16 protein-coding genes are annotated in these 17,704 nt (G+C 62.0%); 6 read left to right on the forward strand and 10 right to left on the reverse strand.

Translation table 11 applies throughout. The features are described 5' to 3' along the window. Nucleotides 1-82: 82 nt before the first annotated feature. The 7 genes from nagE to ASG55_RS01435 form a co-directional block, all read right to left on the reverse strand. Nucleotides 83-1,798 (reverse strand): N-acetylglucosamine-specific PTS transporter subunit IIBC, encoded by a 1,716-nt coding sequence (gene nagE, locus ASG55_RS01405; protein WP_056783107.1) that lies wholly within the window; start codon nt 1,796-1,798, stop codon nt 83-85. A 23-nt stretch (nt 1,799-1,821) separates the two neighbouring features. Then, a complete protein-coding gene (ptsP, locus tag ASG55_RS01410; RefSeq protein WP_056783110.1) occupies nt 1,822-4,335 on the reverse strand; it encodes a phosphoenolpyruvate--protein phosphotransferase in 2,514 nt (837 codons plus the stop codon). Nucleotides 4,336-4,369: 34 nt separating this feature from the next. After that, entirely contained in the window at nt 4,370-5,392 is a 1,023-nt protein-coding gene (locus tag ASG55_RS01415) for an SIS domain-containing protein (RefSeq protein ID WP_156388158.1), read from the reverse strand. Further along, nucleotides 5,373-6,479 (reverse strand): N-acetylglucosamine-6-phosphate deacetylase, encoded by a 1,107-nt coding sequence (nagA, locus tag ASG55_RS01420; RefSeq protein ID WP_056783113.1) that lies wholly within the window; start codon nt 6,477-6,479, stop codon nt 5,373-5,375. The genes ASG55_RS01415 and nagA overlap by 20 nt, the downstream gene beginning before the upstream one ends. Nucleotides 6,480-6,535: 56 nt before the next feature. After that, nucleotides 6,536-7,267, reverse strand: a complete 732-nt coding sequence (locus tag ASG55_RS01425) for a GntR family transcriptional regulator (protein ID WP_056783114.1) — start codon at nt 7,265-7,267, stop codon at nt 6,536-6,538. Between the two features lie 282 nt (nt 7,268-7,549). Then, nucleotides 7,550-8,065, reverse strand: a complete 516-nt coding sequence (locus tag ASG55_RS01430) for a L,D-transpeptidase family protein (protein ID WP_016771549.1) — start codon at nt 8,063-8,065, stop codon at nt 7,550-7,552. A gap of 74 nt (nt 8,066-8,139) precedes the next feature. Next, nucleotides 8,140-8,694, reverse strand: a complete 555-nt coding sequence (locus ASG55_RS01435; RefSeq protein WP_056783116.1) for an NUDIX hydrolase — start codon at nt 8,692-8,694, stop codon at nt 8,140-8,142. Nucleotides 8,695-8,841: 147 nt separating this feature from the next. Between ASG55_RS01435 and ASG55_RS01440 the strand changes: the two genes are divergently transcribed. The 5 genes from ASG55_RS01440 to purT all read left to right on the forward strand — a co-directional run bounded on the left by ASG55_RS01440 (nt 8,842) and on the right by purT (nt 12,119). Further along, a complete protein-coding gene (locus ASG55_RS01440) occupies nt 8,842-9,441 on the forward strand; it encodes a CoA pyrophosphatase (protein ID WP_016771547.1) in 600 nt (199 codons plus the stop codon). 38 nt (nt 9,442-9,479) lie between these two features. After that, complete coding sequence (locus ASG55_RS01445) at nt 9,480-10,004, forward strand: gamma carbonic anhydrase family protein (RefSeq protein ID WP_016771546.1); 525 nt, start codon at nt 9,480-9,482, stop codon at nt 10,002-10,004. After that, nucleotides 10,001-10,216 carry a DUF1289 domain-containing protein gene (locus ASG55_RS01450; protein WP_056783118.1) on the forward strand — a complete coding sequence of 72 codons (216 nt, stop codon included), beginning with the start codon at nt 10,001-10,003 and terminating at the stop codon, nt 10,214-10,216. The genes ASG55_RS01445 and ASG55_RS01450 overlap by 4 nt, the downstream gene beginning before the upstream one ends. Before the next feature lie 153 nt (nt 10,217-10,369). Further along, complete coding sequence (locus ASG55_RS01455; protein WP_056783120.1) at nt 10,370-10,837, forward strand: VUT family protein; 468 nt, start codon at nt 10,370-10,372, stop codon at nt 10,835-10,837. A 100-nt stretch (nt 10,838-10,937) separates the two neighbouring features. Continuing rightward, nucleotides 10,938-12,119 (forward strand): formate-dependent phosphoribosylglycinamide formyltransferase, encoded by a 1,182-nt coding sequence (gene purT / locus ASG55_RS01460; RefSeq protein WP_024011715.1) that lies wholly within the window; start codon nt 10,938-10,940, stop codon nt 12,117-12,119. A gap of 98 nt (nt 12,120-12,217) precedes the next feature. Here the strand turns inward: purT and ASG55_RS01465 are convergent, their stop codons facing one another. The 3 genes from ASG55_RS01465 to ASG55_RS01475 form a co-directional block, all read right to left on the reverse strand. Next, entirely contained in the window at nt 12,218-13,534 is a 1,317-nt protein-coding gene (locus tag ASG55_RS01465; protein ID WP_016771542.1) for an MFS transporter, read from the reverse strand. Nucleotides 13,535-13,809: 275 nt separating this feature from the next. Then, nucleotides 13,810-15,051 carry a CNNM domain-containing protein gene (locus tag ASG55_RS01470; protein ID WP_056783122.1) on the reverse strand — a complete coding sequence of 414 codons (1,242 nt, stop codon included), beginning with the start codon at nt 15,049-15,051 and terminating at the stop codon, nt 13,810-13,812. Nucleotides 15,052-15,063: 12 nt separating this feature from the next. Beyond that, nucleotides 15,064-15,876 carry a cytochrome C assembly family protein gene (locus tag ASG55_RS01475; protein ID WP_016771539.1) on the reverse strand — a complete coding sequence of 271 codons (813 nt, stop codon included), beginning with the start codon at nt 15,874-15,876 and terminating at the stop codon, nt 15,064-15,066. Between the two features lie 210 nt (nt 15,877-16,086). On the opposite strand from ASG55_RS01475, the gene ffh reads away from it, so the two are divergent. After that, complete coding sequence (gene ffh, locus ASG55_RS01480; RefSeq protein ID WP_007967791.1) at nt 16,087-17,463, forward strand: signal recognition particle protein; 1,377 nt, start codon at nt 16,087-16,089, stop codon at nt 17,461-17,463. The last annotated feature ends 241 nt before the right edge of the window (nt 17,464-17,704 follow it).

The raw sequence follows: 17,704 nt of genomic DNA on the forward strand, positions 1-17,704 counted from the left end.
GCGTGGAGGAGGGTGGTATTCATGTATCGTGCGCGTGCCGTATTTTCGGCGCCCGCTCCAGCCCTCCCGCCACCCGCGCAGATCAAACCTGCGCGCGGATCTCCCCGCGACTCAGCAACGCCTCGATCGCGCCACTCAAACTCGCGGCCTTGTCCCCCACCAGCAAATGCCAGACGCCACCGTCCAACCGGCTGACACCCAGGCAGCCGAGCGCTTTGAGCTGCGCCTCGGACGGCGCCTTGGCATCGGCCAGTTGCAGGCGAATACGGGTCATGGCGATGCAATCGAGTTGCAGCACATTGTCGCGACCGCCCAGCGCATTCAGCCATTGCTGCGCCTCGTTGCGGGTAAGCGCGACAGTCGTCGGCTCATCGGCAATTACTACGGTTTCTGCCAAAGTTGTACGGCCCAGGGCAGGCATGGCCAAGCGAATCTCATCGGCAATGCTGTCAGCCAACGGCCCGACCACGACCTGCAAACTGCCGCCCTTGCCCGGGCGCACCACCGCCATCGCGCCCAGCGCTTTCAGCTCGGCATCCGAGGCCTTGTTGCGATCGACCATCTCAAGGCGCAGTCGGGTCGTGCAGGCGCCGACGGTGAGCAGATTCTCGGCGCCGCCCAAGGCTTTGATATACGCACTGGCGCGTTCGGTTTCCGAGAGCACGGCTTTTTCGGCGCTGGCGACGTCTTCGCGCCCCGGCGTCTTCAGGTTGAAACGACGGATACAGAAGTCGAAAACCAGGTAATAAATAACCGCGTAAGCCAGCCCGACCGGCACCACCAGCCAACCATTGGTCGACTTGCCCCAGCCGAGAATCATGTCGATGAAACCACCGGAAAAGGTGAAGCCCAGATGAATGTTCAGGGCGTTGGTGATCGCCATCGACAGCCCGGTCAGCAGCGCGTGCAGAAGGAACAGCAACGGCGCGAGAAACATGAAGGCGAATTCGATCGGCTCGGTCACACCGGTGAGAAACGAGGTCAGCGCCATCGACAGGAAGATCCCGCCCATCACCTTGCGCCGCTCCGGCAACGCGTTGCGATACATCGCCAGACACGCGGCGGGCAGGCCGAAGATCATCATCGGGAACATGCCGGTCATGAACTGCCCACCCTTCGGATCGCCGGCGAAATAACGCGACAGATCGCCGGTCACCAATGCCCCAGTGGTCGGGTCGGTGAAGTTGCCGAAGACGAACCACGCCATGTTGTTGAGGATGTGGTGCAGGCCAGTGACGATCAGCAGGCGGTTGAACACGCCGAAGACGAAGGCGCCGATGCTGCCGCTTTCCATCATCAGCGCGCCGAACGCATTGATGCCCTGCTGGATCGGCGGCCAGATATAGCCGAACAGCACGCCCAGCCCCACCGCTGCAAAACCGGTGACGATCGGCACAAAACGGCGGCCACCGAAGAACGCCAGGTACTCCGGCAGCTTGATGTCCTTGAAGCGGTTGTACAGCGCACCGGCCATCAGGCCGCTGACGATCCCGGCGAGCATGCCCATGTTGATGCTCGCATCGAGCACCTTGAGCGTGGAGATCATCACCAGATAACCGATCACTCCGGCCAGGCCGGCGGTGCCGTTGTTGTCCCGGGCGAAACCGACGGCGATGCCGATGGCAAAGATCATCGCCAGGTTGGCGAAGATCACTTGCCCGGCATCGTGAATGATCGCGATGTTCAACAGGTCCGTGTCGCCCAGGCGCAGCAGCAGGCCGGCAATCGGCAGGATCGCGATCGGCAGCATCAGCGCGCGGCCCAGGCGTTGCAGGCCTTCGATGAAGAGTTGGTACATGGCGTTTGTCCTTTTTGTTTTTGTTAGCGCAGAGGCCAATGTTGATGACAGGCGTGGCGAACGGCGGCGGCGCTGGCCAGCTTGAGCAGGTCGCGGCTCAGGCGCTGACATTCGGCTTCATGCAGCTGACGCACGCGGTCCTTGATTTCACCGATCTGCACCGGGCTCACCGACAGTTCGGTGACGCCCAGGCCGATCAGCACCGGCGTCGCCAACGGGTCGGAGGCGAGGGCGCCGCAGACGCCGACCCAGCGCTTGTGTACCGCCGCACCCTCGCAGGTCATGGCGATCAGGCGCAGCAACGCCGGGTGCAGGGCATCGACCCGCGCCGCCAGCCCGGCGTGGTCGCGGTCCATGGCCAGGGTGTATTGCGACAGATCGTTGGTGCCGATCGAGAGGAAGTCGGCGTGTTCGGCCAGTTGCTCGGCTTGCAGCGCGGCGGCGGGGACTTCGATCATCACGCCGATTTCCGGGCGCTCGGTAATCCCCAGCTCCAGACACAAGGCATCGACGCGCTGGCGGATGTGCAGCAGCTCGTCGACCTCGGTGACCATCGGCAACAGAATCCGGCAACGCGGCAACGGCGTGACCTGCAACAGCGCGCGCAGTTGCTGATCGAGAATTTCCGGGCGCGCCTGCGCCAGACGAATGCCGCGCAATCCGAGCACCGGGTTGGCCTCGGCGGGCAGTGGCAGGTAGTCGAGTTGCTTGTCGCCACCGACGTCGATGGTGCGGATGATCACCGACTTGTCGCCCATGGCATCGATCACCGCTTGATAGGCGCTGCGCTGTTCTTCGACGTCCGGTGCCGTCTGGCGATCGACGAAGAGAAACTCGGTGCGCAACAGGCCTACACCATCAGCACCGTTGGCAAATGCGTCTGCCGCTTCGCTGCTTGAGGCGACGTTGGCGACCACTTCGATGTGCACGCCATTGCGCGTTTCAGCGGGTAAATGGGCTTTGGCCTGTTGGCTGTCGCGGCGCTGCCGGCGCTCGATTTGTGCCTGTTGCACTTCGCTCAGGCGCTCGGCGTTTGGCGTCAATTCGAGGCGCCCGCCGTCAGCGTCGAGCACTACGGCCTGATCCTGCGGCTGCTCAAGTAATTGCGCGCCCAAAGCGACGAGGCACGGCAGACCTTTGCCGCGTGCCAGTATCGCGACGTGCGAGGTCGCGCCACCTTCGGCCATGCACAACCCGGCGACACCTTGCGCGCTGAGTTGCAGCAGATCCGACGGCGTCAGTTCATGGGCGGCAACGATGGCGCCGGCCTGCACCTGGTATCCCCAGGCCTCGCCAAGCAGAGCGCGCAGGACGCGTTGCTTGAGGTCGCGCAAATCGTTGGCACGTTCGGCCAGCAGCGGACTGCCGGTGCCTTGCAGCATGTCGCACTGGGTGTCGATCGACTGACTCCAGGCGTGCGTCGCTGCGGTGCCTTGCGCGATGAATTGCTGCGCGGCGTCGAGCAGGGCCGGGTCTTCGAGCAGCGCCATGTGTGCGGCGAAGATCGCTTCTTCGTCGGCGTTCCTGTGCTTTTTCGCCTGGGCGAGGGTGGCGGCGATTTCGCTGCGCACCGCGTTCAATGCCGTTTCAAGAATCGGCTGCTGTTGCACCGGATCGTGATGGCCCGTATCCGCCGGCAAGGTGATCGCGTTCAAGCGAAACAACGGCCCGGCCACCAGCCCCGGCGCCGCGCAAACACCGTGCAACACACCTGCCTCGGCAGGGCGTTTCGGCGCCGCAGTGCTGACCGGCGCTTGCGCGTGAAGATCGTCCGGCAGCGCCGTGGCCAATGCGCTGAGCAGAGCTTGCAATGCGGCATCGGCGTCCGGCCCCTGACAGCTGACCTGCACCTCATCCTGCTCGCCAATGGCCAGACCCATCAAACCGATCAGGCTGTTGCACGGCGCCGACTTACCGTTGAAGTGCAGCTGTGAATGGCTGCTGAAAACCTGGGCGGTCTGGCGGATCAGCGCAGCCGGGCGCGCATGCAAGCCGCCGCGATGAGCGACCTGCACTTGGCCACGAACCTCAGGCCCGCCGCTTGTATCGGTATTCGCCGCCACCACATTGCGCGCGATGATGTGCAGCAGCGGCTCGCCGACTTTCACTGTTTTGAGGGTGATCGGCCGCACCTGAAAATCCGCGCTGTTGGTCAGGATCAACAGGCTGACCAGGCTTTTGCAGTGCTGGCCGACCTTGTCCAGGTCATAGCGCAGCAGCGGCTGACCGAGGCTGACGCGATCGCTTTCCTTGACCAGCATGGCGAAACCTTCGCCGTTCAGCTCAACGGTATCGAGGCCCAGATGCAGGAGGATTTCCGCGCCGTTGTCGGCGCGCACGGTCACCGCATGGCTGCTGCGCGCGACGTGGATGACCACGCCGGCGCAGGGCGAATACAGCGTGTCGTTGAGCGGGTCGATGGCGATGCCGTCGCCCATCGCGCCACTGGCGAACACCGCGTCCGGGACGTTGGCGAGCGTCAGTACCGGGCCGCTGAGCGGGGCGCTGAGGGTCAGCTCTTTATTGTTGTCGGGCATGGCTGGGTCTCATCAGGTGTGCAGTCAGTCGGACTTAATGCGTGCGGGTTACTTTGCTCAAATGGCGCGGCTGATCCGGGTCCATGCCCCGCGCCTCGGCCAGGCCAGCGGCCATTACGTAGAAACTCTGGATCGCCAGAATCGGGTCGAGGGCCGGGTGTTCGGCGCGGCTCAGGGTCAGGTCGCGTTCGCTGACGTCATCCGGCGCGGCGAGCAAGACCCGGGCGCCGCGCTGGCGCATTTCCGCCGCCAGGCTCAGCAGGCCGGCCTGCTCGGCGCCGCGTGGGGCGAATACCAGCAGCGGATAGTGTTCGTCGATCAATGCCATCGGGCCGTGACGGACTTCGGCGCTGCTGAACGCTTCGGCCTGAATCGCCGAGGTTTCCTTGAACTTCAGCGCCGCTTCCTGGGCAATGGCGAAACCGGCTCCGCGGCCGATCACCATCAGGCGCTCGCAATCGCGCAGGGCTTCGATGGCCAAGCTCCAGTCCTGTTTAGCCGCTTCGCGCAGGCCTTCTGGCAGCGCATCGTGGGCTTGCAGCAATTCGCTGTCCTCTTTCCAGTGCGCGATCAAACGCGCGCTGGCGCTGAGGGTGGCGATAAAGCTTTTGGTCGCAGCGACGCTGCTTTCCGTGCCGGCGAGCAGCGGCAGGCTGAATTCACAGGCCGCTTCCAGTGGCGAATCGGCAGCGTTAACCATCGACACGCTCAGCGCGCCACGTTTGCGCAACAGGCGCAGGCTGTTGACCAGATCCGGGCTCTGCCCCGACTGCGAAAACGCAAAGGCGACCTGACCGCTGACTTTCAGCGGCGCCTGCTGCATGGTCACCACCGACATCGGCAACGAGGCCACCGGCACGCCCAGTTGCTGCATGGTCAGGTAGGCGAAGTAGCTCGCCGCGTGGTCGGAGCTGCCACGGGCGACGGTCATCGCCACTTGCGGCGGCTGGCGGCGCAGGCGCCCGGCGATCTCGATCATCGGCGCGTCGAGCTGTTGCAGTTGGGCTTGCACGGCCTCGAACGAGGACAGCGCCTCTTCAAGCATTTTTGAAGTCAATGTCTTCTCCTTCGACCATGACGGCGGTCAGTGTGAGTGAGCGATCGAGCCGCACGCAGTCGGCCCAGGCGCCGGGGGCAAGGCGCCCGCGTTCGGTGATGCCGAGATAGTCGGCGGGAAATTGCGACAGACGCTGCGAGGCTTCGGCGATCGGCAAACCGATCTTCACCAGATTGCGCAGGGCCTGATCCATGGTCAGGGTGCTGCCGGCCAGCGTGCCGTCGGGCAGACGCACGCCGCCCAGGCATTTGGTCACGGTGTGGCTGCCGAGCTTGTATTCACCGTCGGGCATGCCGGCGGCGGCGGTCGAATCGGTGACGCAGTACAGGCACGGAATCGAGCGCAGGGCCACGCGGATGGCGCCGGGGTGCACGTGCAGCAGATCGGGAATCAGCTCGGCGTATTTGGCGTGGGCCAGTGCTGCGCCGACGATGCCCGGCTCGCGGTGATGCAGCGGGCTCATAGCGTTATAGAGGTGAGTGAAACTGCTGGCACCGGCAGCCAGCGCGGCGACGCCTTCCTCGTAGCTGCCGAGGGTGTGGCCGATCTGCATGCGGATGCCACGGCTGCTGAGTTCGCGAATCAACCCGTCGTGACCGGCGATTTCCGGGGCAATGGTGATGACGCGGATCGGCGCCAGCGCCAGATATTCTTCGACTTCTGCCATCAACGCGGTGTGGGCGAAGTTCGGTTGAGCGCCGAGTTTTCCCGGGTTGATGTACGGGCCTTCAAGGTGCACGCCGAGGACTCGCGCGGCGCCTTTCGGACGCTGTTCACAGAATTCTCCTACCTCTTTGAGGACGCTGGAGATCTCCGCGCTCGGCGCAGTCATGGTCGTGGCCAACAGCGAGGTGGTGCCGAAACGCACGTGGGTTCTGCTGATGGTTTCGAAGGCTTCGGCGCCTTCCATGATGTCTTTGCCACCGCCGCCATGCACATGCAGGTCGATGAAGCCCGGCAGCAGATAGGGCAGATCGTTAGCCGCCGGATCGCAGGGCACGCCTTCGATCGACACGATCTTGCCGTGTTCGTGAATCAGCCGGCCGCGAACCCAGCCGCTGGCGGTGAGGATGTTGTCTTCGGACATTTTCGTTCTCGCTTGGGGCCGCGCTCAGCGACGCGGCTCTTTATCTACGAAGCTCTTTATCGACGAAGCTCTGCAACAAAGTCGTAGTAGTCATTGCGGCAATAGGTGTCGGTGACTTCGATCGGTGTGTTGTCTTCCAGATAGCCGACCCGGGTCATCAGCAGCATGGCGGTGCCGGGGGCGATGCCGACCAGTGCGGCGAATTCGTCCGAGGCGTTGATTGCCTGGATGTGCTGAAGGGCGCGGACGATCGGTTTGCCGATGCCGTCGAGGTATTCGTAAAGCGAATCGCCCACCGCTTGCGGCCTGGGCATGATCGACGCGGGCAGGGTGCTCATCTCGATCGCCATGACCGTGTCATCGGCTTTGCGCAGGCGCTTCATGCGCGCCACCTTGTCATTCGGCGACAGGCTGAGGCGGATCAGTTCTTCGTGGGTTGGGAGGGTGATCTCCCGCTCCAGCCATTTCGAACTCGGCACGAAACCTTTCAGGCGCAGCATTTCGCTGAAGCCGGAAAGACGCGACAGCGGTTGTTCCAGGCGTGGGGTGATGAAGGTGCCCGAGCCTTGCAGGCGGCGGATCAGGCCTTGCTCGAGCAAGACTTCCAGCGCCTTGCGTGCGGTGACCCGGGAGATGCCGAGCTGGTCGCTGAGGTTACGCTCGGACGGCATCGCCTGTTCGGCCTTCCACTGCCCGGCATGAATCGCCGCTTCCAGATTGCGCGCCAGTTGCAAGTACAGCGGCGTCGGCTGGGAATCGTCGGGACGTAGGGGCTGGAGGTCGTTCATGTAGGTCGTTTCCGTCGCGAGTATAGGATTGTTGTGGCTCGCTTGTGCGACGGAAGCTAATACCACTTGAATACCATGTCAACGCGATGAACCGGCGTATGACCCAGTGGATTGGCGGTTTTCAGGGGGCAGTGTTTAAAGTGGTATTAGTGATGGCCTATAAAAAGCAAAAGATCGCAGCCTGCGACAGCTTCTACAGTTGAGAGTGGTATCACCCCTGTAGGCGCCGTCGCTGGCTGCGATCTTTTGATTTATTTTTTTTGCGGTGACCAGCGGTCGAGGTTACGGACGAATCTCGATCATCGTGCCGTCCGGTACCAGATTCCACACTTCACGCATATCGACGTTGCGCATGGCGATACAGCCATCGGTCCAGTCGAGGGTATGGAACAGCTGTTCCGGGTTGTCTGCCGAGTCCGGAGTGCCGTGGATCATGATCATCCCGCCAGGCTCAACGCCTTCACGACGCGCGCGGGCGGCATCGCTGATGTTCGGGTAGGAGATGTGCATCGACAGGTTGAATTTCTCGCTGGTCTTGCGCCAGTCGATCCAATAGAAACCTTCGGGTGTGCGTTTGTCGCCCTCGATCAGTTTCGGGCCTTTCTTCGCGCCCTTGCCCAAGGAAATGCGATAGGTCTTCAGCGGCTTGCCGTCGGCAATCAGCTGCAGTTGGTGGGCTGATTTGAGTACCAGGACTTTTTCGATCAGTGGAGTGTTCGAGGGCGTCACGGTGGTCACGAATGACGCTTGCGAAACGCTGACGAACGACAGGCACAACAGGGCAAGCAACCAGCGCATTGAAACGATTCCCCAGGGAGTGACGCAATCAGGTTTTAGGTAGGAGTTGCCGAAGGCTGCGATCTTTTGATCTTCTAGCCAACAATCACCGGCTGAACCAATGGCGGAATCGATTCCGAACGAACCGGATACTTCTCGACGCGCCGATCAGCGAAGAAGCATTCTAAGGTACGCCCGACCGTGCGGAAAGCCAGCTCGTCCCAAGGAATGTCGGCTTCTTCGAACAGCTGCACTTCAAGGCTTTCCGGCCCGGCCGCGTATTGCAGATCGGCCAGTTCGGCGCGGAAGAACACATGCACCTGGCTGATGTGCGGCACGTCGATCAGCGTGTAAATGCTCAGGTTGCGCACCCGGGCGCAGGCTTCTTCAGCCGTTTCGCGGATGGCGGCCTGCTCGATGGTCTCGCCGTTTTCCATGAAGCCGGCAGGTAGCGTCCAGTAACCGAGACGCGGCTCGATGGCGCGGCGGCAGAGCAGCACTTTCGTCCCCCAGGTCGGCACGCAACCGGCGACGATATTGGGATTCTGGTAGTGAATGGTCTGACAGCTGTCGCAGACAAATCGCAGCCGCGAGTCGCCTTCGGGAATGCGCTGGGTGACCGGGTTACCGCAGTGGCTGCAAAATTTCATGCTCGGGTTCCTGAATGCTGCGCCTATCTTGGCGTGCAGCGGGGCCGGTCGGCAAGTTGTCGTTTCGCGACACGACGGGTTTCGGGGGCTTGGGCGCTCGCTTTGATTGGTGCATGATGCGGAGCAAGGCACCGATCGAGAACACTCATGCTGGACGAGCTACTGCATAGGGTAAGCAACCACACACCGCGCACGCTGGAGACCGACGCACGTTTTCCCGAAGCCGCCGTGCTGGTGCCGATCACCCGCAGTGACGAACCGGAACTGGTCCTGACCCTGCGCGCCAGCGGGCTTTCGACCCACGGCGGCGAGGTCGCCTTCCCTGGTGGACGCCGCGACCCGGAAGACCCGGACCTGATCTTCACCGCGCTGCGCGAAGCCGAAGAAGAAATCGGCCTGCCGCCGGGTCTGGTCGAAGTCATCGGCCCGCTGAGTCCGCTGATTTCCCTGCACGGCATCAAGGTAACGCCGTATGTCGGGGTGATTCCCGACTTTGTCGAATACCAGCCCAACGATGCCGAGATCGCCGCCGTCTTCAGCGTACCGCTGGAATTCTTCCGCAAGGACCCGCGCGAGCATACCCATCGCATCGACTATCAGGGCCGCAGCTGGTACGTGCCGAGCTATCGCTTCGGCGAGTACAAGATCTGGGGCCTGACGGCGATCATGATCGTCGAGTTGATCAACCTGCTCTATGACGCCAAAATCAGCCTGCACCGACCGCCGAAAAGTTTTATCGATACCTGAGCCGTCGTTCGAACGGCCGTGAGCCCGAGGAAAACAAAATGAAATACCGCCTGGGCGACGCCCGTGTCGAAACCCATCCACAGAGCTGGGTCGCGCCCAATGCCGTACTAGTGGGCAAGGTCCGCCTGGAAGAGGGCGCCAACGTCTGGTTCAACGCCGTATTGCGCGGCGACAACGAACTGATCCTCATCGGCAAGAACAGCAACGTGCAGGATGGCACGGTGATGCACACCGACATGGGCTATCCACTGACCATCGGTACCGGCGTGACCATCGGCCACAACGCGATGCTCCACGGCTGCACGGTCGGCGATTACAGTCTGATCGGCATCAACGCGGTGATTCTCAATGGCGCGAAGATCGGCAAGAACTGCATCATCGGCGCCAATTCGCTGATCGGCGAAGGCAAGGAAATTCCCGACGGTTCGCTGGTGATGGGCTCGCCGGGCAAGGTCGTGCGTGAACTGACCGAGGCGCAGAAAAAGATGCTCGAAGCCAGCGCCGCGCACTATGTGCATAACTCGCAGCGTTACGCCCGCGATCTGGTCGAGCAGGAACAATGACGACTGTTGAACGACCAGTCGCGTCGCCGTGTGTGAATATCTGCGCGCTGGACGAAGAAGATGTTTGCACCGGGTGCCAGCGCACGGTCGCGGAGATCACCCGCTGGGGCCGCATGAACAATGACGAGCGCCGCGTGGTGCTGGGGTTGTGTCATGAACGGGCGAAGGCGAGTGGATTGGTCTGGATGATTCCCGCGAAGTCAGGCGTCTGAACCACCGCTTTCGCGAGCAGGCTCGCTCCCACTTTGAAATGCATTCAAATGTGGGAGCGAGCCTGCTCGCGAAGACGTCGGTCCTGTCACCGCACCTATTGGCGCAATACCAGCGCTCAAGTAACCTGTGCGCCAAATCGACAGGCCGCCCCCATGATCTTTCTCATCGCCTACATCAGCAGCGTCGTGCTGATCAACTTCGCCTTTTCCACCGCACCGCACCTGGACATCATCTGGTCGGCCTGGGGCGGGCTGGTGTTCGTGCTGCGCGACATGGTGCAAACGCGCTTCGGTCACGGCGCGATCGTGGCGATGCTGGCGGCGCTGGTGCTTTCCTACATCACGTCCGACCCTTCCATCGCGCTGGCCAGCGCCACGGCGTTCGCGGTCTCCGAGTGCATCGACTGGCTGGTGTTCAGCGTCACCAAGCGGCCGTTGCGCGACCGTTTATGGATCAGTTCGGCGCTGAGCATTCCGCTGGATACCTTCATCTTCTTCGGCATGATCGACGCCTTGACGCCGCCGGTGATCATCACCGCGCTGGCCTCGAAGTTCGCTGGCGTCACCGCCGTCTGGCTGATCATGGCCTGGCGTGATCGCAAACAGGCTGTCGCCAGCTGAAGCCAAACCCTCGGGTTCATGTAAAATGCCGCGCTTTCTCCCCATGGAAAGCGCACCTGCGTGGCTTTCCTCGATGATCCGCTTCCTTTGAGGACCTGAGATGACCCGTATCGGAACTCCATTGTCGCCAACCGCGACCCGCGTATTGCTGTGTGGCTGTGGTGAGTTGGGCAAGGAAGTGGTAATCGAACTGCAGCGCCTGGGCGTTGAAGTGATTGCCGTCGACCGCTACGCCAACGCGCCGGCCATGCAAGTCGCCCATCGCAGCCACGTGATCAACATGCTCGACGGCGCTGCTCTGCGTGCAGTGATCGAAGCCGAGAAGCCGCACTTCATCGTGCCGGAAATCGAAGCCATCGCCACCGCCACGCTGGTCGAGCTGGAAGCCGAAGGCTTCACCGTGATTCCGACCGCGCGTGCGGCGCAACTGACCATGAACCGCGAAGGCATCCGTCGTCTGGCTGCCGAAGAGTTGGATCTGCCGACTTCGCCGTACCACTTTGCCGACACCTTCGAGGACTACAGCAAAGCCGTTCAGGACCTGGGTTTCCCCTGCGTGGTCAAGCCGGTAATGAGTTCGTCGGGCAAGGGTCAGAGCCTGCTGCGCAGCGCCGATGATGTGCAAAAAGCCTGGGATTACGCGCAAGAGGGCGGTCGCGCCGGCAAAGGTCGGGTGATCATCGAAGGCTTCATCGATTTCGATTACGAAATCACCCTGCTGACCGTGCGCCACATTGGCGGCACCACGTTCTGCGCACCGGTCGGTCACCGTCAGGAGAAGGGCGACTATCAGGAATCCTGGCAGCCACAGGCCATGAGCCCGATTGCTCTGGCTGAATCCGAGCGTGTTGCCAAAGCTGTGACTGAGGCGCTGGGAGGTCGTGGTCTGTTCGGCGTCGAGCTGTTCATCAAGGGCGACCAGGTGTGGTTCAGCGAAGTCTCGCCACGGCCGCATGACACCGGGCTGGTGACGCTGATTTCCCAGGACCTGTCGCAATTCGCTCTGCACGCCCGCGCTATTCTCGGCCTGCCGGTACCGCTGATCCGTCAGTTCGGCCCGTCGGCGTCGGCAGTGATTCTGGTGGAAGGCCAGTCGACCCAGACCGCATTCGCCAATCTGGGCGCTGCGTTGAGCGAGCCGGATACCGCGCTGCGTCTGTTCGGCAAGCCGGAAGTGAACGGTCAGCGCCGCATGGGCGTGGCGCTGGCGCGGGATGAGTCGATCGAGGCTGCTCGCGCCAAGGCGACTCGTGCGTCTCAGGCGGTTGTTGTAGAGCTGTAAACCGGGTCGCGGCAGCTATTCGCGAGCAGGCTCGCTCCCACATTTGGAATGCATTTCCCTGTGGGAGCGAGCCTGCTCGCGAAGCTCTTGATCTTCTGTCAGGCAACCTGATTCAGATCGTTATTGCGCGTCTCCTTCAAACACAACACCGCGATCAGGCTCAACACCGCTGCCGCCGACACATACCCGCCGACATAGCTCAACCCGCCCATCGCCACCAGTTTCTGCGCAAAGAACGGCGCCGCCGAGGCCCCGACGATGCCGCCCAGGTTGTACGCCGCTGATGCGCCGGTATAACGCACGTGGGTCGGAAACAGCTCAGGCAACAGCGCGCCCATCGGTGCGAATGTCACGCCCATCAAAAACAACTCGATGCACAGAAACAGCGCCACGCCCCAGGTCGAGCCCTGCGTCAGCAACGGTTCCATCAGGAACCCGGACAGAATCGCCAGCACGCCACCGATGATCAGCACCGGTTTGCGCCCGTAACGGTCGCTGGCCCAGGCTGACAATGGCGTCGCGGCGGCCATGAACAACACGGCAAAGCACAGCAGGCCGAGGAACGTTTCGCGGCTGTAACCCAGCGTCGATACGCCGTAGCTCAGGGAAAACACTGTCGAGATATAGAACAGCGCATAGCAGACGACCATTGCCGCCGCACCGAGCAGGGTCGGCGCCCAGTATTGGCTGAACAACTCGACCAGCGGCACTTTCACTCGCTCCTGACGGGCGATCGCATTGGCGAACACTGGCGTTTCATGCAATTTGAGGCGCACATACAGGCCGACCATCACCAGCGCCGCGCTGAGCAGAAACGGAATGCGCCAGCCCCAGCTGCGGAACTGTTCATCATCCAGGGTCATCGCCAGGGTCAGAAACAGGCCGTTGGCCGCAAGAAAACCAATCGATGGCCCGAGCTGCGGGAACATGCCGAACCAGGCGCGTTTGCCCTTCGGCGCGTTTTCCGTGGCCAGCAGCGCCGCACCGCCCCATTCGCCGCCAAGGCCCAGGCCCTGACCGAAACGCAGCACGCACAGCAGAATCGGCGCCCAGGCACCAATGCTGTCGTAGCCCGGTAGCACGCCAATCAAGGTGGTGCACACGCCCATCAACAGCAGCGAGGCGACCAGCGTCGACTTGCGCCCGATGCGGTCGCCGAAGTGGCCAAACAGTGCTGAACCCAGTGGTCGGGCGAGGAAGGCAATGCCGAAAGTGAGAAACGCCGAAAGCATCTGCGCCGTGCCGGAGGTCTGCGGAAAGAACACCGGCCCGATCACAAGCGCCGCAGCAGTGGCGTAAACGTAGAAGTCGTAGAACTCGATAGCAGTGCCGATAAAGCTTGCCGTGGCCACGCGGGTGGCGGAATTGGTCGGCTGGGCAGGCGCGGTTTCGCTGTAAGCGGTATGGGTCGTCATGCGGTGATCCCTGACAGTCATGAGCTCCAGTGGAGCGAATTATTATGGTGGAACACCCAGGGATGTGGGGTAGGGCGCGAGCGCTGTTTCGAGTAGGAACAGTCGTCGGTTTGCAGCGGAAACAGCCAGGATCCGGGCAGTGCCGGGTAGGCACAGGGATCGACGGCGCTTGGGTAAGCGCCTCGATTATAGGAAGGGGGCTAACGATCAAACAAGCGCAAAAGATCGCAGGGTAGGAGCTGCCGAAGGCTGCGATCTTTTGATCTTTTGATCTTTTATCTGGCGGGCACCAAAGCAGGAGCAGAAGAGGTATGCCAGATCAGCACCTTGCTCACCCGGTTCTCTTCGGTCTCGAGGATTTCCAGTCGATAACGCCCGATCTTCAGGCACACCGCGCTTTCCGGAATGGTTTCCAGCGCTTCGGTGACCAGGCCGTTCAGGGTCTTCGGCCCGTCGCTCGGCAGGTGCCAGCCCAGGCACTTGTTCAGGTCGCGGATCGACGCGGCGCCATCGATCACCATTCGACCGTCGGCCTGGGGATGAATGTGCGGATTGTCGAGGCTGTGCTCGCTTTCGAATTCGCCGACGATTTCTTCGAGAATGTCTTCAAGGGTGACGATGCCCAGCACTTCACCGTACTCGTCCACGACCATGCCGAGACGGCGTTGCTGTTTGTGGAAGTTCAGCAGTTGCAATTGCAGCGGCGTGCTTTCCGGGACGAAGTAGGGCTCGTAGCTGGCGGCCAGCAGCGCCTCGCGGGTCAATCCGCCGTTGCTCAGCAAATGGCCGATCTGGCGAGTGTTGAGCACCGCTTCGACCTGATTGATGTCACTGTGAAACACCGGCAGACGCGTGCGCTTGTTCTCGCGCAGTTGCTCGATGATCTCTTCGATCGGATCGTCGAGGTTGATGCCGTCGACGTCACTGCGCGGCACCAGAATGTCGTTGACCGTGATGTTGTCCAGCGCATGAATGCCCGACACCGGGTGGGCGCGGACCGGATGTTCGGGATCATCATCGTGATCGGCCGGCAACTCGTCCTCGCTCTGTTGCACCACCTGAGCCTTGCGCGTGAACGGGCTCAGCAGCAAAGCGCTGACCCGGCTGAACAGCCACGCGAACGGGTAGACGATTTTCATCGGTACGGCCAGCAGGGCATTGCCGAACGCCAGCACGGCGTCGGGATAGCGCCGGGCCACGGTGCGTGGGAAATAATCGGCGAACACCAACAGGATGCCACCGGCGCCCAGGCAGGCCGCCCACGGGCCATTTTCTTCGCAGAGAAAAATCGCCAGCAGCGTCGCGAGGATCACCGCGAGGGCGCGGCACAGGGTGTTGCAGAGGATCAGGCTGTCGAGCGGGAAGCTCAGCTTCGCCAGCGGCTTGTCGCTGGCGCGCGAGGCGATCCGTTGCGCGAGCAAGTGCTGCTGCGCGATTTCGACGGCGGTAAACAGCCCTGACCATAAGATCAGCAGGACAAATACCGCGAGCATCGGCCCTATGGGCAAACCGTCCATTTATGCCGCCCGTCAGATGTGCAGTATGTATTCACGAACCAGTTTGCTGCCGAAGTACGCCAGCATCAGCAGGCAGAAACCGGCGAGGGTCCAGCGAATCGCCTTGTGGCCGCGCCAGCCCAGTCGGTTGCGACCCCACAGCAGCACGCTGAAGACGATCCATGCCAGACAGGCCAGCAGGGTCTTGTGCACCAGATGCTGGGCGAACAGATTCTCAACGAACAGCCAACCGGAAATCAGCGACAGCGACAGCAGCGTCCAGCCGGCCCAGAGAAAGCCGAACAGCAGGCTTTCCATGGTTTGCAGGGGCGGGAAGTTCTTGATCAGCCCGGACGGGTGCTTGTGTTTGAGCTGATGGTCCTGAACCAGCAGCAGCAACGCCTGGAACACGGCGATGGTGAACATGCCGTAGGCGAGGATCGACAGTAGAATGTGCGCGAGAATGCCCGGCTCTTCGTCGATGATCTGCACTGTGCCGGTCGGCGCGAACTGCGCCAGCAATACCGTGATCGCACCGAGCGGGAACAGGAGCACCAGCAGGTTTTCCACCGGGATCCGCGAACAGGCCAGCAGAGTCAGGGCAATCACCGCAGCGGCGATAAGGCTGGACGCGCTGAAGAAGTCCAGGCCGAGGCCGATCGGGGTCAATAGATGAGTAAGCAGGCTGGCGCCGTGGGCGAGCACGGCGAAGACGCCGAGGCTGACCAGCAGGCGCTTGTTCGCCTTGGCGCCGGTGGCCAGGCGAGTGCTTTGATAGACGGTCGCAGCGGCATAGAGCAGGGCGGCGGCGAGGGTGGTCAGCAAACTGGGTGACAAGGGGAGCATAAATCCTGTTAGGCGAGCCCGAAAGGCGCTGAGTTTGGCATAGAACCGCCACGGCACGAAAGACTCCGCAAGCTGACGGCGAGGTGTCCGCCGGCCGCAGTCTTCGCTATAATCCGCGACCTGCCCACGCCGCAGGCTCGCCGAGCACATGTTGATTCCGGTCTGGGCCGCCATTATCCCGGTTCGTACAGGGCCTGAAAGGATCGCGCAATGTTTGAAAACTTAACCGACCGTCTCTCGCAGACGCTGCGCCATGTCACCGGCAAGGCGAAGCTGACCGAGGACAATATCAAAGACACCCTGCGTGAAGTGCGCATGGCGTTGCTCGAAGCTGACGTCGCACTGCCGGTGGTCAAGGACTTCGTCAATTCGGTCAAGGAGCGCGCTGTCGGCACCGAGGTGTCGCGCAGCCTGACGCCGGGCCAGGCGTTCGTGAAGATCGTCCAGGCCGAACTCGAAAGCCTGATGGGCGCGGCCAACGAAGACCTCAACCTGAGTGCCGTTCCGCCAGCCGTGATTCTGATGGCCGGTCTGCAGGGCGCGGGTAAAACCACCACTGCCGGTAAGCTGGCGCGCTTCCTTAAAGAGCGCAAGAAGAAGTCGGTCATGGTCGTGTCTGCGGACATTTACCGTCCGGCCGCGATCAAGCAACTGGAAACCCTGGCCAACGACATTGGCGTGACATTCTTCCCGTCCGATCTGAGCCAGAAGCCGGTCGACATCGCCAATGCGGCTATTAAAGAAGCCAAACTGAAATTCATCGACGTGGTCATCGTCGACACCGCCGGTCGTCTGCACATCGACGAAGAGATGATGGGCGAGATCAAGGCGCTGCACGCCGCGATCAACCCGGTCGAAACCCTGTTCGTGGTCGACGCCATGACCGGTCAGGACGCCGCCAACACCGCCAAGGCCTTCGGCGATGCGCTGCCGCTGACCGGCGTAATCCTGACCAAGGTCGACGGCGACGCCCGTGGCGGTGCCGCACTGTCGGTGCGCGCCATCACCGGCAAGCCGATCAAGTTCATCGGTATGGGCGAGAAGAGCGAAGCGCTCGATCCGTTCCACCCTGAGCGTATCGCCTCGCGCATCCTCGGCATGGGCGACGTGCTCAGCCTGATCGAACAAGCTGAAGCGACGCTGGACAAGGACAAGGCCGACAAACTGGCCAAGAAGCTGAAAAAGGGCAAGGGCTTCGACCTCGAAGACTTCCGCGATCAGCTGCAACAGATGAAGAACATGGGCGGCCTCGGCGGCCTCATGGACAAACTGCCGAGCATCGGCGGCGTCAACCTGTCGCAGATGGGCAACGCCCAGAATGCCGCAGAGAAACAATTCAAACAGATGGAAGCCATCATCAATTCCATGACCCCGGCCGAGCGCCGCGACCCTGAGCTGATCAGCGGTTCGCGCAAGCGTCGGATCGCCATGGGTTCCGGCACGCAGGTGCAGGACATCGGCCGCTTGATCAAGCAGCACAAGCAGATGCAGAAGATGATGAAGAAATTCACCGCCAAGGGCGGTATGGCGAAAATGATGCGCGGCATGGGCGGTATGTTGCCCGGCGGCGGCATGCCGAAAATGTGAGACAGGACACCAAGACTTCGCCGGTCGTCGCACCGGCGCAGACCCTGCAAGGACGCAGGATCAACAGCAAACCCGCACTCGGCGGGAGCTGACTGGCCGTTTTTAACGACGGCTCTCTATGCAAATCTGCACGGCATGCCATGGGCGCCGGAAAAAGTCATTTGCAAAAGTCCGGATATTCCTTAGAATATGCGGCCTTTCGGGCACCCATGCCCGCTGTGCATTTAGATTTGCAGCACCG

Origin of the sequence: Pseudomonas sp. Leaf434, assembly GCF_001425545.1 — a bacterium.
Taxonomy (GTDB): domain Bacteria; phylum Pseudomonadota; class Gammaproteobacteria; order Pseudomonadales; family Pseudomonadaceae; genus Aquipseudomonas; species Aquipseudomonas siliginis.

What these genes read in the sequence shown, in the direction of transcription:
- ASG55_RS01470 (WP_056783122.1), bottom strand. Translation starts at nt 15,051, where the DNA reads ATGGACGGTTTGCCCATAGGGCCGATGCTCGCGGTATTTGTCCTGCTG.
- purT (WP_024011715.1), top strand. Translation starts at nt 10,938, where the DNA reads ATGACCCGTATCGGAACTCCATTGTCGCCAACCGCGACCCGCGTATTG.
- ASG55_RS01450 (WP_056783118.1), top strand. Translation starts at nt 10,001, where the DNA reads ATGACGACTGTTGAACGACCAGTCGCGTCGCCGTGTGTGAATATCTGC.
- ASG55_RS01425 (WP_056783114.1), bottom strand. Translation starts at nt 7,267, where the DNA reads ATGAACGACCTCCAGCCCCTACGTCCCGACGATTCCCAGCCGACGCCG.
- ASG55_RS01430 (WP_016771549.1), bottom strand. Translation starts at nt 8,065, where the DNA reads ATGCGCTGGTTGCTTGCCCTGTTGTGCCTGTCGTTCGTCAGCGTTTCG.
- ASG55_RS01475 (WP_016771539.1), bottom strand. Translation starts at nt 15,876, where the DNA reads ATGCTCCCCTTGTCACCCAGTTTGCTGACCACCCTCGCCGCCGCCCTG.
- nagE (WP_056783107.1), bottom strand. Translation starts at nt 1,798, where the DNA reads ATGTACCAACTCTTCATCGAAGGCCTGCAACGCCTGGGCCGCGCGCTG.
- ffh (WP_007967791.1), top strand. Translation starts at nt 16,087, where the DNA reads ATGTTTGAAAACTTAACCGACCGTCTCTCGCAGACGCTGCGCCATGTC.
- ASG55_RS01455 (WP_056783120.1), top strand. Translation starts at nt 10,370, where the DNA reads ATGATCTTTCTCATCGCCTACATCAGCAGCGTCGTGCTGATCAACTTC.
- ptsP (WP_056783110.1), bottom strand. Translation starts at nt 4,335, where the DNA reads ATGCCCGACAACAATAAAGAGCTGACCCTCAGCGCCCCGCTCAGCGGC.
- ASG55_RS01440 (WP_016771547.1), top strand. Translation starts at nt 8,842, where the DNA reads ATGCTGGACGAGCTACTGCATAGGGTAAGCAACCACACACCGCGCACG.
- ASG55_RS01435 (WP_056783116.1), bottom strand. Translation starts at nt 8,694, where the DNA reads ATGAAATTTTGCAGCCACTGCGGTAACCCGGTCACCCAGCGCATTCCC.
- ASG55_RS01465 (WP_016771542.1), bottom strand. Translation starts at nt 13,534, where the DNA reads ATGACGACCCATACCGCTTACAGCGAAACCGCGCCTGCCCAGCCGACC.
- ASG55_RS01445 (WP_016771546.1), top strand. Translation starts at nt 9,480, where the DNA reads ATGAAATACCGCCTGGGCGACGCCCGTGTCGAAACCCATCCACAGAGC.
- nagA (WP_056783113.1), bottom strand. Translation starts at nt 6,479, where the DNA reads ATGTCCGAAGACAACATCCTCACCGCCAGCGGCTGGGTTCGCGGCCGG.